Source organism: Chryseobacterium sp. IT-36CA2 (genome assembly GCF_949767875.1).
Taxonomy (GTDB): Bacteria; Bacteroidota; Bacteroidia; order Flavobacteriales; family Weeksellaceae; genus Chryseobacterium.
The window spans coordinates 778,325-793,728 of sequence record NZ_CATKPG010000020.1 but is presented as its reverse complement, the minus strand read 5'-3'; the positions used below and the strand labels follow the sequence as shown (position 1 = coordinate 793,728).

Genomic DNA, 15,404 nt, shown 5'->3' with positions numbered 1-15,404 from the left:
TATAATTCTTATAATAAATATGGAAAATCAAATGCAAGTTGAAAATTACAGGATTCAAAAACCTGAAATGTGGGCAGGAAATATTGGAGATGAGGAGATAAAAAACCTGATCAAAGATTCCGAATTTGCCAAAAGACAAATAGATGAAGGCCGCGATTACTGCTACTTTTTAGATAAAAAATACTATACAAGCAATACCGAAAATAGTGAATATGTCTGCATGGCCTATACGCTGAACGAACCCGGAAACCTGGAAAGAGCTTCTGTGTCTGATGTCATTGTAGAGGAGAATGAGGTCTATCAGATTCATAGGATCAGCGTATTGAGAGATGGGGTACTGATTGATAAAATTCCTGATACGAAAATTAAGGTTCTTGATAGTGAAAACCAAAGCAGCGGAGGTGTTTTGAGCAGCAATAAGAAAATCAATATTACGATTAAAGATCTCAGGCTGTATGATGTTCTGATCCTGGAAGATTCAAGAATAAAAGAATTTACAGACCGGGATTTTTTAAGAAAAGAATTCTCAAAATATGTCTGGGTAAGTCCGGATAACTATTGGGCTTATGGTAGTTTTAAATTTACTTTTATCAACGAACGGGAGCAAACTATTGCCTACAAAAAAACATTTTTCAGAGATGAACATGGCAGTGTTCTTGAGCCTGAAATCAATCATCTTAAAAAAGGGGAAAAGTTCGTGATTGAAGAACAAAATTATATCAATCCTGTAGATTCCGGACGTGAAATTTTCCCTTATATAGATTTTGCTACAGAAAGTAACTGGAAAGACCTTTCCAATTACATCGTACCTCTCTATGATGAGATTTTCAATAAATCTTCTTTACAGGATTTCGCTCCGAATCTGATTGAAAAACTGGATGCTATTGCGGATCTGGACGAAAAGCTCCAATTTGCGATAGAATATGTTCAGAATCACATTTACTATGTCTTCAATGCTGATGAAATGAATGGGCATAAGCCACAGGAGCCCTCTGTAACTTATGAAAACAAGCAGGGAGATTGTAAGGCAAAATCAGTTTTGCTAAAAGTTATCCTTGATTATATAGGGGTAGATGCTTCTGTAGTACTGGTGAATTTTAATACAGATTATTATATTAAATATTATCTGCCTTCATTATTGAACTTCAACCATGTAGTGGTAAAAATAAATTATAAAGGTGAACAATATTTCATTGATGCTACCATTCGTGATGAATTCGGACTGATTGAAAACAGAGGGTTTATGTATTTTATGCATTATCTGGAAGTGAAAAAAGATCAGGAACTTCAGGTAAGAAAAGCTTATAAATATCCTTATTTCTGTATCGATGAAAAAGTAGATTTGAATGCAAAGGGCAATACCGGAAAACTTATTTTGTCAACGACTTATAAAGGAAATAGAGCTAATGCCATGAGAAGGTATTTTAAAAGTACCAATAAAAGAGAAATCATAGACAGCTGGAATGGTTTCCTTTTCTATGCCCTTAATTATTCAGGTGACAGGAATGGAACGGATGTCCGAAACGTATTCAAAGATGCTGTAATTGATGTAGTAAGTGATGATAAAAGATTGAACGAAGTGAAGATTCAGTATACCGCTATTGTTGAAAATCCTTATTTTGTAGATCCACAGAAAAACCGTTTCCTGATGTATTTTGACCGAAATGTTATCAAAGCAAGTGCTAGAGATTTCATCCATAAAGATTTGCCGTTCTGGCATAATTTCGATAGTGAGAAATACGAAATCAATCTGAATACGGATCAGAAAATTGATACTGAAGAAAAGTATACCATTCAGGAGAGCACCATAGCTAATCCATATTTTGACTATAAAAGCCGTAAAAAAATAAACAAGAATGGGGCAAGTGTGTCTATTGAATACAATCCTTTGGTAAATCTTGAAATTCCGCAAAGTGAGTTTGAACAGTTCAGAACAGATCATCATACCGTTGCAGACAGTAATTTCGGACTTGGAATTGATATCATTGAACCAGGATTGATGAATATGCTTAAATTTAGTTTTAAGAAAAAATTTAAATAGAATCTGGGTTTTAAATTTAAAGTTTAAAGTTTAAGGTTTAAGGTTTAGGGTTTCGGCGGGCGGCGAAGCCGCCCGCCGAAACTCTATATTATAATAATTATTCGTTTACCAACAGAAATAATGGTAAACAGTAAAATTTTTGAAGTATGAATTATGTAACGGTAATCTATCTCCTGAATATTGTTTTGTATGTCATGTATTTCTTTGGGAGAACTGGAGGTGAAACAGATATTTCCGGTGTAGACTTTTTTGTTTCAGGAGTTTTATCTCTTCTTCTTATTTTTGGAGGATATCTGAATGCAAAAAAAGGAATGATCTACAGAACTATTCTGTGGATATTTTTTGTGAATGTATTTTTATTTGCTTGTTCCGGTTTGTTTGATCAGTTTGGAGGTCATTTAAATATTCTTTCTACAAGTAATAGTGACAGTTTTCTTTTTTCATTGGCACTTCTTGTTTATAATGGATATCTTTTTCCTTTAACGATTATTCTTGACGGTTCTGGCTTGGCATTGGTGGTTCCTGTTGTATTGTCGTTTATTCTGCCTTCATTGGGATATCTGATAGGAAAGAAGCTTCATCAGAATAAACAGAACTCTACAACCATATAGTCATTGCGAACCGAAGGTGAAGCAATCTCAAATAGATGTAAGAATTTAAAAATTTAAAATATTCAAATAGGAAATTTTGGAAAACGCAAAGTGTCAAAAATTTTATTTCAAATAAAATTGTATACTAACAAACTTAATAAACACATTACTTGCTGAAAATCTTCGATTTTCCTGCGCCTTAAAATATAAGTGATGCATGAAACACTTGCGTCTTTGCGTTTCCCAACACTAAATAGTTTTGAACAAACAAAGAAAACTCAAAGGCTATTCCTGCTTCTGAGGTTGATTATTAGATGTAAAGAATTTCTGTTTACCGATCAAAAGTTCAAAAAACAATCTAAAATCTGAAATCAGAGACCATAGAGGATATTTAAAAGTAGCCGGTTTATTTCTTTCAATCACAGCATGACTGAACCATGCAAATCCATAGCCTACAATTGGGATATACCAAAGAAATCTTTCTTTTCCGGAGCTGATGACATACCATATAACGAAAAATACGAGAAATGTTCCGATAAAATGGAATATACGGGTTCCTGTTTTACTGTGTTCGGTAAGATAGAACTGATAAAACTCTCTATATGTTTTGATTCTTTCGGCCATGGTGATCTAGTTTATTGATTCTATTGAAGTTAAAGCAATAATTCTGCCGATTTTCATAAATGGGTAAAAAAGCAAAAAGGCAAAATAGCCAATCAGTCTTTCCATCAGGTTTAACCTCTTTGCTATTTTGCCTTTCCGCAATTTTATTGAGCGCTTATTCAGCTATTCTTTAATTCTTTTCCCAACTTACTGTTTTTGTATCCGTAGCAGAAGTAAATTACCATTCCAATCAGGAACCACATTCCGAACCAGAACCAGTTTTCATGGCTCATTCCTGTAAGAAGATACAGACATGAACTTAATCCAACCAATGGAATTAATGATAAATTTTTAACAAAAGCTACAACGCATAGGATAAGGTTGATGATAATAAAGAAGAAAATAGAAGCTCTGAATTCTCCCTCTTTAGGATCTGACCAGTTCATCAGATTGTCAAAAAACTCTGGCTGCCATTTGTAGAAAACCAGCAGACTGCCAATGAAAACAACAGGGAAAATGATTTTACCATTCACATAAGGAAGGTGAAATCTGCCTTTAATTTTTTCTTTAGCGGGAAGCATAAGCACTCCAGCACATACCAATACAAAGGCAAAAATAGTTCCGATACTTGTAAAATCAAGGATGAAAGTTTTATCTGTAAATAGAATAGGAATACCTACCACAATCCCCGTAATAATGGTTGCATAAGAAGGTGTTTTGTATTTAGGATGTACCTTTTGAAACCTTGCAGGCATCAGTCCGTCGCGGCTCATAGCGTACCAGATTCTCGGCTGCCCCATCTGGAAAACCAATAATACGGTAGTAATGGCAACAATAGCAACGAAGGAAACTACAAGCTCCATCCAGGCTACATTGGCATTTGTTTTTTCGAATATGAAGGAAAGCGGATCTCCTACACCATCAAATTTCTTGTAATCTACCATTCCAGTTAATACCAATGTCAAAGCAATATAGATCACTGTACACAATACAAGAGAGATAATCATTCCCTTTGGCAAGGTCTTCTGTGGATCTTTAGTTTCTTCAGAAAGTACACTTAAGGCATCAAATCCGATATAGGCAAAGAATACTCCGGATACAGCGCTCATTACCCCTGCAAAACCATTGGGCATGAAGGATGGCGTCCCCGTTGTAGGGCTTACAGGAGTCCAGTTTTCAGTATTGATATAAGCAAAACCAACAAGAATAACCAATATAATTACTCCAAGCTTTAAAATAACCAGAGAGTTGTTAAAGTTTTTACTTTCTTTTACTCCTACATAACAAAGCCATGTAATTAAGCCATTGATAACCAATGCCGGAATATCTACAATGAATTTCAAACTTCCGATTAACGGAGCGGTTTTCCATGCATTTAATAATTCTTGGTTTTCAGAACCATATTTAATGGCTTTTCTTGCTTCAGTATAGCTGCAGGTCAAATAATCTGGGATATGCATTCCGAGACGTCCTAAGAAACTGGTGAAGTAGTCTGACCAGGAAAAGGCTACGTAAATATTCCCGAAAGAATATTCCATGATCAGAGCCCATCCGATTACCCATGCAATCAATTCTCCAAAACTGGCATAGGCATACGTGTAAGCAGAACCTGCAGTAGGAATTCTGCTGGCAAATTCAGCATAACATAAAGCTGTAAATCCACAGGCAAAACCGCAAATCAAATATAGTAGAATAACACCGGGACCACCTCTGAAAACGGCTTCTCCCAAACTGCTGAAACTTCCGGCTCCAATAATGGCCGCAATACCAAAAAATACAATGTCCCATACACCTAAGACTCTCAAAAGTCCCGTTGAAGTATCTGTATCTGAATAGATTTTTCTTCTAAAAAGTTGACTCATTCAATAACTATATTTGATTTGAAAAAAAGCAAATGTAATGATTTTTTATTTTGATGTTAACAGTTGTTAAGAACATTTGGGTAAAAATGCTCAAACAAAAGTCTTTACTCCTTATAAACAGGGATTTCTACGTAGCTGTCGTTGTACCATTTTATCTCCAGAGGTTCCCCGGAATCTTTAATCGTTTCATCACTTACATCTTTGCCTGAACCATAATTGACCTGCCAGTTTTTATTTTTATTAACTCCTACCAATAATACCAGTTTGCTTCCCTTTTCTATTTTTTTGCTCATAAAAAATGAATTTGTGATAGGGATCTGCTCCTTGCTGCCAGGCTTAAGAAGTTGGCGTTTGGAATTGTCTTTTGCATAGCTGGCTCTTGTAAGATGTGTAGATAGTAAAAATGTCTTACCATCCGGTTGTACCTGATATAATGAAGTACTAGGGTCAAAATCTTTCTTATTAATAGAAACGTTGAATACTCCGGATAAATTTCCGCTTAGTATAATATCTCTGTCCAGAACTTCACTTTCAAAATGAACAGAATTGGTTACATATACACTGTCCTGTTTGCTTACTTTATGATAAAGATATTTTGGATTTCTGTCTTTAAAATCAATGGTCTGTTGGGTAAATTGTTCAGTTTTGGGTTTCTCAAAAACGGAAGAACCGTCTTTGCGATCCTGAAGATAAAATTTCAGAGTAGAAGAGTGCATTTTATCAAGGCTTGGAACATGTTTCCAAGTATTGCTGCTCATGATCTGAAAATTAACTTTATCCTTTAGAAGTTCCGGTTTTTTGCCATCTTTCAGAATATAATCGAACCATGAAAAAGCAAGCTCATCAATGCTTATCCTGGCTACAGGATCTATGAGGGTACTCCCGGTACCATAGACATAATTATATCCATAGCTTTGAGCTCCTGCGTGATCATAAGGACCTATTACTAAATAATGATTAGGGTTTTTGTTGTATTTGTGATGTTGTTTATAATAATACATAGCACCGATCTGATCAGCATCATAATAGCCGGTAGTCGTTAAAACCGGAATGTTGATTTTAGAAAAATCCTCTTTATATGGAACCATTTTCTGCCAGTATTTGTCATAACCAGGATGATCCAGCCATCTTTGAAAAATTTTATTAGGCTTTCCGCTGATGGAATCCAGAGCTCTGAATGACCTGCCACTTTTATACCATGCTGTATTGATAGAATCCCATTTTGGGTAATTGGTGAAGGTTGCTTCGTCGGTCAGCTTATTATTAGTGACATAGCGGATCCATTGCATCATATAGCTCATGAATACATTGTTTTGAGCAGGATAATCTATCCCGATTCCTACAGATACCTGAGGTACAATAGTCTTTAATGCCGGGTGCAGTTTTTTGACAGCTGCCCACTGGCTGAATCCTAAATAGCTTCCACCTATCATTCCTACTTTACCATTGCTCCACGGTTGTTTGCTTACCCAGTCTATCACTTCATAAAGATCCTGTGCTTCGTCTTCAAATGGATTATTGGGATCATTACTGTCCCTTTTTCCACGGGTGTTAACTACAGCTCCTACATAATTGTAGACGGCTGCTCTTTTCCCCATTCCTGCATCTACTAGTTCTCCGGCATAAATATTATTGGTAAGAATAACGGGCAGGGGAGATGTGTTTTCTTTTTTTCGTACAATAGTAATGGTAAGTTTTGTTCCGTTTTTTAAGGTAATGTTCTTGGTTTCGATGATGAATTTTTCCTGCTCCTTTACTTTGAACAGCTGCATAACCTGAGGCTTGATACTGGAATAGGTCTTATAATTGACATAATTTTTACATAAAGCCAGCGCGGAAGCATAATCTATAGTGTCCTTATCTTTTTGCTTGTCAAGAGCTGTTTTCAGAGATTTTTTATATTCCCTTACATCACCATCCAGAATGGTGCCTATCTTGGCTGTTAGTGGATCTGAGAAACTTTCATATTTTGTGGTAAAGGCTGTTTGAAGAGCATTGGAAAAAGAAGTTTTTTTATCCTTTTCCATCAGTTTGGCCATGCTGTAGATTTCATAAGCAAGAGATTTGTTCCCTGCCATATTATGATCTGCGTATTCTTTACGATAATCATTTAAGCTTGTAATAGAACTTTTGTAGTCTTTTGCGGCGAGCTGTAAACGAAACAGGTTGTCTAAAAATGTGACGGTAGATTTCGGTTTGTTTTTAGGTGACTGATGTTCAGTAATTACTTTTAGAGCGAGTTCCGGAATTTGTTTTTCCAAAATTACAGAATCTGTTGTTGCTGTTTTCGGAAAGTAAAACTTCTGAGCCTGCATTAGATTAACAAAAACTAATGCTACGAGTATTTTAAATTTCATTAATGGTGTGTTTTGAGCTGCTGATGAAAAAGTATCACATCAGAATGTGTTGTTGATCATTCATTACTCGGTTGGTTATCTTTTTTAGCCGACTAATTTAAGAATTTTTATCATTAAAGAATGAATGCTTTCATTGTTATTTTATCGTATAAAGTATGCTGAAAATTGTTTAAACAAAAGGTTTTATTCTTTATAAACAGGGATTTCCACGTAGCTGTCATTATACCATTTTATTTCCAGTGGTTTCCCGGAATCCTTTATGGTTTCATCACTTACATCTTTGCCAGAACCATAATTGATCTGCCAGTTAGGATTTTTATTAACTCCTACCAATAAAAGAAGTTTGCTTCCTTTTTCTATCTTTTTGCTCATAACATAAGAATTGTTAATTGGAATTTGCTCCATCTTATTAGGTTCCAGCAGCTGTCGTTTTTCATTGTTTTTTGCATAGCTGGCTCTCACAATATGAGTTGATAGTAACGAAGACTTTCCATCCGGCTGAATCTGATACAAATAAGTATCCGTATCAAAGTCCTTTTTATTAATGGAAACATTGAAAACTCCCGACAGATTTCCACTCATGATCATATCCTTATCAAGCTCCTCACTTTCAAAGGCAATAGAATTGGTTGTTTTTATACTATCTTTTTTGCTGACTTTGTAGTAGGTATCTTTCTGATCTCTGTTTTTTAAATCTACGATTTGAGTTGTAAAACTTTTAGTTTGGGGTTGATTAAATACAGACGATGTGTTTTTCTTGTCCTGAAGGTAAAATTTCAGGGTTGATGTATGCATTTTGTCAAGATCAGCCACATGTTTCCAGGTATTGGTGTTCATCACCTGGAAATTGATTCTGTCTTTTAAAATTTCCGGTTTTTTGCCTCCTTTAAGAATATAATCAAACCATGAGAAAGCAAGGTCATCAATACTTATTCTTGCCACAGGATCAATAGGATTTCCATTCACGTAAGTAAATCCGAAACTTTGCGCTCCTCCATGATTATAAGGACCTATTACCAGATAATGATTTGCATTTTTATTGTATAAATGATGTTGTTTAAAATAATACAGCGCGCCAATCTGATCATCATCATAATATCCCGTTGTAGTTAGAATAGGAATGTTGATTTTAGAAAAATCTTCTTTATAAGGAACCATTTTCTGCCAGTACTGATCATATCCCGGATGGTCCAGCCATCGTTGAAATATTTTGCTTGGCTTCCCGCTTATCGTGTCCAAAGATCTGAATGCTTTTCCGCTTTTGTACCATTTTGTATAAATAGAATCCCATTTTACAGCATTGGCAAAATCTGCTTCATCTGTTAATTTATTATTGGTCACGTATTGTATCCATTGCAGCATATAGCTCATGAAGATGTTATTCTGAGCAGGATAATCAATCCCGATGCCTACTGCAACCTGAGGAACGATGGTTTTTAATGCTGGATGAATTTTTTTTACAGCTGCCCACTGGCTGAAACCTAAATAACTTCCACCAATCATTCCTACTTTTCCATCGCACCAAGGCTGTTTGCTTACCCAGTCGATTACTTCATAAATATCTTCCGATTCATGTTCAAAAGGATTATTTACATTGTTACTGTTTCTCTTACCTCTGGTATTGACAACAACTCCTACATAATTATAAGTAGCCGCTCTTTTTCCGAAGAATTCATCAAATGAACCTGCATAAATATTGCTGGTAAGAATAACAGGAAGTGGTGACGTATTCTTCTTTTTCCGAACAATAGTGATCGTTAAGGTAGCTCCGTTTTTTATGGTAAGATCTTTGGTTTCAATAATGAATCTTTCCTTGTCTTTTGAAGCCAGAAGCTGCATCACCTGAGGTTTTATACCGGAATAGGTTTTATAACTTAAATAGCTTTTACATAGAGCAAGAGCTGTTCTGTAATCAATACTGTCTTTGCTTTTTTGTTTTTCCAGTACTTTGTTCAGCTGCTTTCTGGATTCTTTTACATCCCCGTCAAGAGCAAGCCTAAGTCTGGGAATCAATTTTTCCGGAAGATTTTCATATTTTTGATTAAACACTTTCTGAAGTGCATTGGAAAATGAAGTGTTGCTTTCTTTTTGTGCCATTTTCGAAAGGGCATACAGTTCAAATCCGATATACCTGTAGTCTCCCATATTGTTATCAGCGAACAGATTACGGTTTTCAGAAAGAGAAACCAGTGAATTTTTATAATCCTGGGCCACCATCTGTAAACGGAAAAGATTGTCCATAAGGTCAACAGTGTTTTCCGGTTTGTACTTTGCAGACTGAAGATGGGGAATCACTTGTTTTGCAAGTCCTGAAATCTGTTTTTCCAATATAACAGAGTCAGCTACAGCTGTCTTCGGAAAGTAAAATTTTTGTGCCTGCAGGAGGTTTACAAAAATTAATGCTAAAAGAATCTTAAATTTCATGGAATGGTGTGTTTATGGTATGTTTTTAGCTGTTGTTGAAAAAGTATCCAATTTAAATACGTTTTTGATAACAGTTAATTAAAATTGTTTACATTTTATTAGACGAAAGTAGTAAATTTTATCATTGTATAGTGAGAAAATTTTCATGGTTATGAAATAAGAATTAACATCCATTAACGCTGTTAAAACTTGCTTAAACAATAAGTTTTTAATATTTTCGTTAACTTATTTAGACTAATTTTCTTATATCAAGAAGAATGAAATCAAAAAAAATACTTTTAGCGGCTGCAGTAATTTATTTCGGAATCTCCGATGCTCAACAGTCCCAATATTTTACCCAGAAAGAAAATTACAGGTTCAATCTAGCCGAAAATCTTTATCAGACTAAAATTTACAACGCTTCACAATACGAATACGCAAGACAATACTTCTACAATCAGAATTTGTCACGTTCGAAGAAGGAAGCGGCGCAGTTTTTTGATAATGTAATTGGTGTGATTCTTCAGAAAAATCATGCTGAAGAAGGGTTAACAGCTTTCATGAAAGAATATCCAAATTCTGCTTATTTTGCCCAGGCTAATCTTCCGCTGGCAGATTACTATTTGGCAAAAAAAGACTTTGATAAAGCGCTGGAAACTTTGAAGAAGGTGAACCAGTATCAGCTTTCAAAAGAGGAGAATACCCAGTATATTCTGAAGCTTGGATATGCAAAATTCATGACGGGTGACTCCAAAGGAGCGATTGATGCACTGGAAGAAGCTTACAAAACAGCAGATCAGTCTCAAAAAGGAGATATTGCTTATATGCTGGGGCATTTATATTACAGCAACAGACAGAATGATAAAGCTTTCCAGTATTTTGATTCAATAAAAGATCAGGATAAATTTTCCAAGCTTGTACGTCCTTATTATGTACAGATGTATTACAACGATAAGAACTACGATCAGGCAATTACGGAAGGAAATGCTCTGTTAAAAGAAAATATTTCAGATTCTTATAAGGCAGAAGTTCATAAGATCATCGGTGAAAGTTATTTCATGAAGAATGATTACAGTTCTGCTTACCCACATTTAAAAGATTATCTGAGTGTACAGCAAAATCCATCTGAAAATGACTTGTATGAGATAGGATTTGTAGCTGCTCAGCTTAAAAAATACGATGAAGCGGTTTCTTATTACAATCAGCTTCTTAACAGCAATTCAGCTTTAGCACAAAATGCTTACTATCAGTTAGGGAATGCTTATCTGGCAGTAGATAAAAAGCAGGAAGCTCTATCTGCATTCCGTTCTTCTTATCAGATGGATTATGATGCGAAAGTGAAGAAATTGGCTCATGAGCAGTATGCTAAATTAAGCTACGATATCGGTAACCCGTTTGAAAGCCCTTCGGCGGTGATTCAAAGTTATATCAACGAAAATCAGAATGGAGCCAATGCCACAGAAATGAGATCTTTATTGGTGAAATCCTATCTGTATTCCGGAAACTATAAAGAAACGCTGAATGCAATTGATAGATTACAAAGTTCTACTCCTGACATCAACAAAGTAGACCAGGAGGTTTCTTATTTATTGGGAACTGAAGAATTCAACAAAGGAAACTACGACGAAGCTGAGAAATATTTCTTAAGAAGTCTTGGTTTCAATATCAATAAAGAATTCAACAGCAGAGCTTTATATTGGCTGGCACAGGTGTATTACCAAAAAGGAAATTATCCGTCTGCCATTGTTCGTTATGAAAAGCTTCTTAATGAAAACTTCCCTGAAAAGCAGCAGCTGCCATATGATTTAGGATATGCTTATTTTAAATCCAAGAAATTTGATCAGGCTGCTACTTATTTCAAACAATACCTTACCAATCCGAAACCGGAATTTAAAAATGATGCAGAACTTCGTCTTGCAGATATTCATTATGCAAACAATGACCTGAACGAAGCCATCGCTATTTATGATAAAAATGAAGATGCTACGGATTATACCTTGTACCAAAAAGCAATGGCTTTAGGATTCAAAGGAGATACACAGGCGAAGATTATCAACCTTAAAAACCTTTTATCAAAATATCCGGATTCCGAATATTATGATGATGCTCAATACGAAATCGGAACAGCGTATGCAGCTCAGGATGATTTTGCCAATTCCAATGATTATTTTGGAAAAGTAATTAAAGGATCTTCTGACAAAGATCTGATTGCTAATGCATCTATTTACAGAGCACAGAATTACATAGACCAAAATCAGAATGATAAAGCGCTTTCTGAACTGAAATCTCTGGGTGAGCAGTATAAAAATACAGCCTATGCTCAGAAAGTGGTGCAGGCAGCAAAACCTATCTTCACGAAAAACGGGGATGTTTCAGGATATGAAAATTTCGCAAGAAATATTGGTGTGAATGTAGATAATGCTGAAATAGATGAAATCAACCTTTCAACAGCTAAACAGTTCTTCGCGAAGAAAGATTATAAGAATGCAATTTCTTACTACGAAAAGTATCTGACACAGAACCCAACAGGTGAAGGACTGTACCAGGCGAAGTATGAATTGGGAGAAAGTTACTATCAAACTAATAATTCAACTAAAGCTTTACTTGTTCTTCAGGAAGTAGCTGGAATTCAGAATGATTACCAGGATGATGCACAAACTCGTTTAGCTCAAATCTTTATTGCACAAGGGAATACAGCGGAAGCGAAAAAGTACCTTGAAGGCATTAAAAATTCTTCAGATATTGGTATTAAAAATTATGCGAATGTGGAGCTGATGAAACTGTATGCAGAAGAAAATAATTTCTCTGAAGCTGAAAAATTAGCCAATGCAGTAATTGCTAATTCTAAAAACTCTGCAGCCGTTATTGAAACAGCGAAAGTGATCAAAGCAAGAAGTCTTATGAATTCAGGAAAGGATAAAGAGGCACAGGCTGCTTATGTTTCCCTTGAAAAATCATCCAATACTTCGGTAGCTGCGGAAGCTTTGTATGCTAAAGCATATTATCAGAACAAAGGAAAAGCTTTCAAATCTTCTAACGAAACGATTTTCAAGCTTGCCAATAATTATGCATCTGAAGAATTCTGGGGAGCAAAAGCGTTGGTATTGATGGCGAAAAACTATATCGGTCTGAAAGACAACTACCAGGCAAGTTATACATGTGATCAGATCATTGCGAACTACAAAGATTTCCCTGAGATCGTAGCTGAAGCTAAAGAAGTTAAAAAGCAGATTAAGAAATAGGAAATGAGGGTGTTTAAAATTGCCATATATTCTTTTTTAATCTCCGCTTCTCTCTGGAGCTGCATTCCTTCGTACAGTGCTTATCCAAGAGAGTATAACCATGCAAAAGCTGATTTCAAAAAGCAAAAAGCTTTTGTGGTGAATAAGGATCTTGAAAAAGAATTTAAAATTTTAAAACACTCTAATATTTATGAAATTGTAGAAGACAGTACCAATGCGGCTAAGATAACATTACATCCGATGTTGACACGTACTCCTTCTTGCGGAAACCCAATGATTGGAAGTATGCTTACAGTTGGTCTATTGCCTTCGGGATTTCCGTATGATATTTCTTACAGCTATGATGTAGCAGAGAACAGTGCAACGAAAAATTATCAATACAAATTACAAGTTTATCAAAGCCTTTGGCTGTTTAACATATTCAGACTAGGGAGAACTTTTTCAAAACAGTCAGGGAAAGCTTTATTAGGCAGCTATATGGCTTCCAATAAATAAAAACCCGTTATATATTTTTTTCAAATAAAGAAAATATGAACAAGAAGATTCAAATATTATCCATATTATTTTTAGGGGTTTCGTCGGTGGCGTTTTCCCAGATCAAGGAGGAAAAACTGGTTCTTAACAAAAAAAGAGAGCCGGAAGTGAAGAAGATCGAGAAGAAGAAAACTTCTGTGGAAACCATCAAGAATTATCCGCCGGAAGAGAAATCGCAGACTCCTGTGAAATATACCATCACAGATGTTCCTGCTGTTTCGGATTTCAAAACTTCAACCATTCAGGGAGAGGACGTAGCTCCAAAATTTGACGGAACTGCTCAGAATAACTATTTCCAGTTTGGAATGGGTAATTACGGAAAAGTTCTGGTAGACGGAAATGTTTCAAAAACCCTTGAAAATAAGCTTGAAGTAGGAGCAGATGTTCATGTTCTTTCCACAAATGGTCTTAAAAAAGATTACGACTGGAAATCCGGACAGACTTCAGCCAATGTTGGCGCTTTCTTAAACTCTTATGGTGAAAAAGGGAAGTTCAACCTTAATGCTGAATATGGTTTAGACAGCTATAATTATTACGGAATCTATGCCATGCAGCCTACGGGAGAGCTTGATCTGAAACAAAAAGTAAATCAGTTTAAAGTAAATGGGTACTACGATTTTTATTCCAATGAAATCTTAAATGATGTAAGGGTAAAATCATCATTCCTGAAAGATCATTTTGATGCTTCGGAGAACCAGGTTTCAATTTTGGCTAATTTCTCTAAACATGCTGTTGAATTAGGAAAATCAGGAATCAACCTGAATGCAGACCTTGGAGTAGGATTAGACGCGGTGAAGACAGATTTTGCGATCAGAGATAAAAACTCTTCCAATTTCTTCAATACCAGCCTGACTCCGAAAGTGACATTTAGAAAGGGAGACTCTTATTTGATGTTGGGATCTTCATTCTCATTCCTGAATGCTAAAAACTCCAATGATCAGTTAGAGCAACAAAAAAATAATAAAACCTATTGGTTCCCGCAGGCAGAGTTTCAGTTTGCTGCAGCTAAAGAATTTAAATTCTACGGAGGAGTAGATGGCGGCCTGAAGCTGAACACTTACGGAGATATGTTGCAGACGAATCCATTCATCCTTTCTGACCAGTTTTTAAAGCCAACAGAGACGAAATATCATTTTTATGTAGGATTGAGAGGAGATATCGATGAAACGCTGAAATACGACTTCTCTGCGGGTTATGGAAAGATGAGAGATATAATGTTCTTTAAGGCCAATGGTCTTTTTGATAACAACTCTGTTAGCCGTTCTGCCTATAATTTTGCGAATACATTCTCAGCAGTCTATGATGACGGGAATGTAAGTGATATCAAAGGTAGTGTACAGTATTTCCCATTAGCAAACCTTATTATTGATGGAGAATTGAGGTTTACGAAATATGATCTGAAGAACTACGACAATATTTATAACGTTCCTTTATTCAATGCGAGCATCGGGGCAAAATATACCATGCTTGATAAGAAGCTATTGCTAGGATTCAAAGGAATCTTTGCAAGTGACAGAACTACAAACTCTTATGCGATCGAAGGGATGGGAGCTCCGAATGTAATCTATCAGTCTACAGAGAACACCAACGATAAAGTAGGTGGTTATGCAGATTTAAATCTTTCAGCAGAGTATAAAATTCACAAAAATTTCAGTATTTTCGCACTCGGAAATAATCTTCTGAGCTCAAAATACCAGACATACAAAGGATATAAAGTCCTGGGTGCACAGATTCTGGGAGGGGTGAAAATTACTTTCTAAAAGTAGATTTGG

9 protein-coding genes are annotated in these 15,404 nt (G+C 35.7%); 5 read left to right on the top strand and 4 right to left on the bottom strand.

What is annotated here, in order from left to right; translation table 11 throughout:
- The first annotated feature begins 19 nt into the window (after window positions 1-19).
- Both ACM6F9_RS10965 and ACM6F9_RS10960 read left to right on the top strand, forming a co-directional pair.
- Window positions 20-2,041 (top strand): hypothetical protein, encoded by a 2,022-nt coding sequence (locus ACM6F9_RS10965; protein ID WP_414845763.1) that lies wholly within the window; start codon window positions 20-22, stop codon window positions 2,039-2,041.
- A 146-nt stretch (window positions 2,042-2,187) separates the two neighbouring features.
- Complete coding sequence (locus tag ACM6F9_RS10960) at window positions 2,188-2,652, top strand: hypothetical protein (RefSeq protein WP_414845762.1); 465 nt, start codon at window positions 2,188-2,190, stop codon at window positions 2,650-2,652.
- Window positions 2,653-2,916: 264 nt separating this feature from the next.
- Here the strand turns inward: ACM6F9_RS10960 and ACM6F9_RS10955 are convergent, their stop codons facing one another.
- The 4 genes from ACM6F9_RS10955 to ACM6F9_RS10940 form a co-directional block, all read right to left on the bottom strand.
- Window positions 2,917-3,255 carry a DUF962 domain-containing protein gene (locus ACM6F9_RS10955; RefSeq protein ID WP_121488170.1) on the bottom strand — a complete coding sequence of 113 codons (339 nt, stop codon included), beginning with the start codon at window positions 3,253-3,255 and terminating at the stop codon, window positions 2,917-2,919.
- A 158-nt stretch (window positions 3,256-3,413) separates the two neighbouring features.
- Window positions 3,414-5,096, bottom strand: coding sequence for an APC family permease (locus ACM6F9_RS10950; protein ID WP_414845761.1), 1,683 nt, complete (start codon window positions 5,094-5,096; stop codon window positions 3,414-3,416).
- A 104-nt stretch (window positions 5,097-5,200) separates the two neighbouring features.
- A complete protein-coding gene (locus tag ACM6F9_RS10945) occupies window positions 5,201-7,453 on the bottom strand; it encodes a CocE/NonD family hydrolase (protein WP_414845760.1) in 2,253 nt (750 codons plus the stop codon).
- Between the two features lie 183 nt (window positions 7,454-7,636).
- A complete protein-coding gene (locus ACM6F9_RS10940; protein ID WP_414845759.1) occupies window positions 7,637-9,877 on the bottom strand; it encodes a CocE/NonD family hydrolase in 2,241 nt (746 codons plus the stop codon).
- A gap of 257 nt (window positions 9,878-10,134) precedes the next feature.
- Between ACM6F9_RS10940 and ACM6F9_RS10935 the strand changes: the two genes are divergently transcribed.
- From ACM6F9_RS10935 to ACM6F9_RS10925, 3 genes are read left to right on the top strand one after another with little or no spacing between them, the layout of a single operon-like run.
- Window positions 10,135-13,098 (top strand): tetratricopeptide repeat protein, encoded by a 2,964-nt coding sequence (locus tag ACM6F9_RS10935; RefSeq protein ID WP_414845758.1) that lies wholly within the window; start codon window positions 10,135-10,137, stop codon window positions 13,096-13,098.
- 3 nt (window positions 13,099-13,101) lie between these two features.
- Window positions 13,102-13,593, top strand: a complete 492-nt coding sequence (locus tag ACM6F9_RS10930) for a hypothetical protein (protein ID WP_414845757.1) — start codon at window positions 13,102-13,104, stop codon at window positions 13,591-13,593.
- Window positions 13,594-13,628: 35 nt separating this feature from the next.
- Complete coding sequence (locus ACM6F9_RS10925; RefSeq protein ID WP_414845756.1) at window positions 13,629-15,392, top strand: TonB-dependent receptor; 1,764 nt, start codon at window positions 13,629-13,631, stop codon at window positions 15,390-15,392.
- Window positions 15,393-15,404: the final 12 nt, after the last annotated feature.

Excerpts from the sequence above, each read along its gene's own strand:
- ACM6F9_RS10965 (WP_414845763.1), top strand. The coding sequence starts at position 20 with ATGGAAAATCAAATGCAAGTTGAAAATTACAGGATTCAAAAACCTGAA.
- ACM6F9_RS10960 (WP_414845762.1), top strand. The coding sequence starts at position 2,188 with ATGAATTATGTAACGGTAATCTATCTCCTGAATATTGTTTTGTATGTC.
- ACM6F9_RS10955 (WP_121488170.1), bottom strand. The coding sequence starts at position 3,255 with ATGGCCGAAAGAATCAAAACATATAGAGAGTTTTATCAGTTCTATCTT.
- ACM6F9_RS10950 (WP_414845761.1), bottom strand. The coding sequence starts at position 5,096 with ATGAGTCAACTTTTTAGAAGAAAAATCTATTCAGATACAGATACTTCA.
- ACM6F9_RS10945 (WP_414845760.1), bottom strand. The coding sequence starts at position 7,453 with ATGAAATTTAAAATACTCGTAGCATTAGTTTTTGTTAATCTAATGCAG.
- ACM6F9_RS10940 (WP_414845759.1), bottom strand. The coding sequence starts at position 9,877 with ATGAAATTTAAGATTCTTTTAGCATTAATTTTTGTAAACCTCCTGCAG.
- ACM6F9_RS10935 (WP_414845758.1), top strand. The coding sequence starts at position 10,135 with ATGAAATCAAAAAAAATACTTTTAGCGGCTGCAGTAATTTATTTCGGA.
- ACM6F9_RS10930 (WP_414845757.1), top strand. The coding sequence starts at position 13,102 with ATGAGGGTGTTTAAAATTGCCATATATTCTTTTTTAATCTCCGCTTCT.
- ACM6F9_RS10925 (WP_414845756.1), top strand. The coding sequence starts at position 13,629 with ATGAACAAGAAGATTCAAATATTATCCATATTATTTTTAGGGGTTTCG.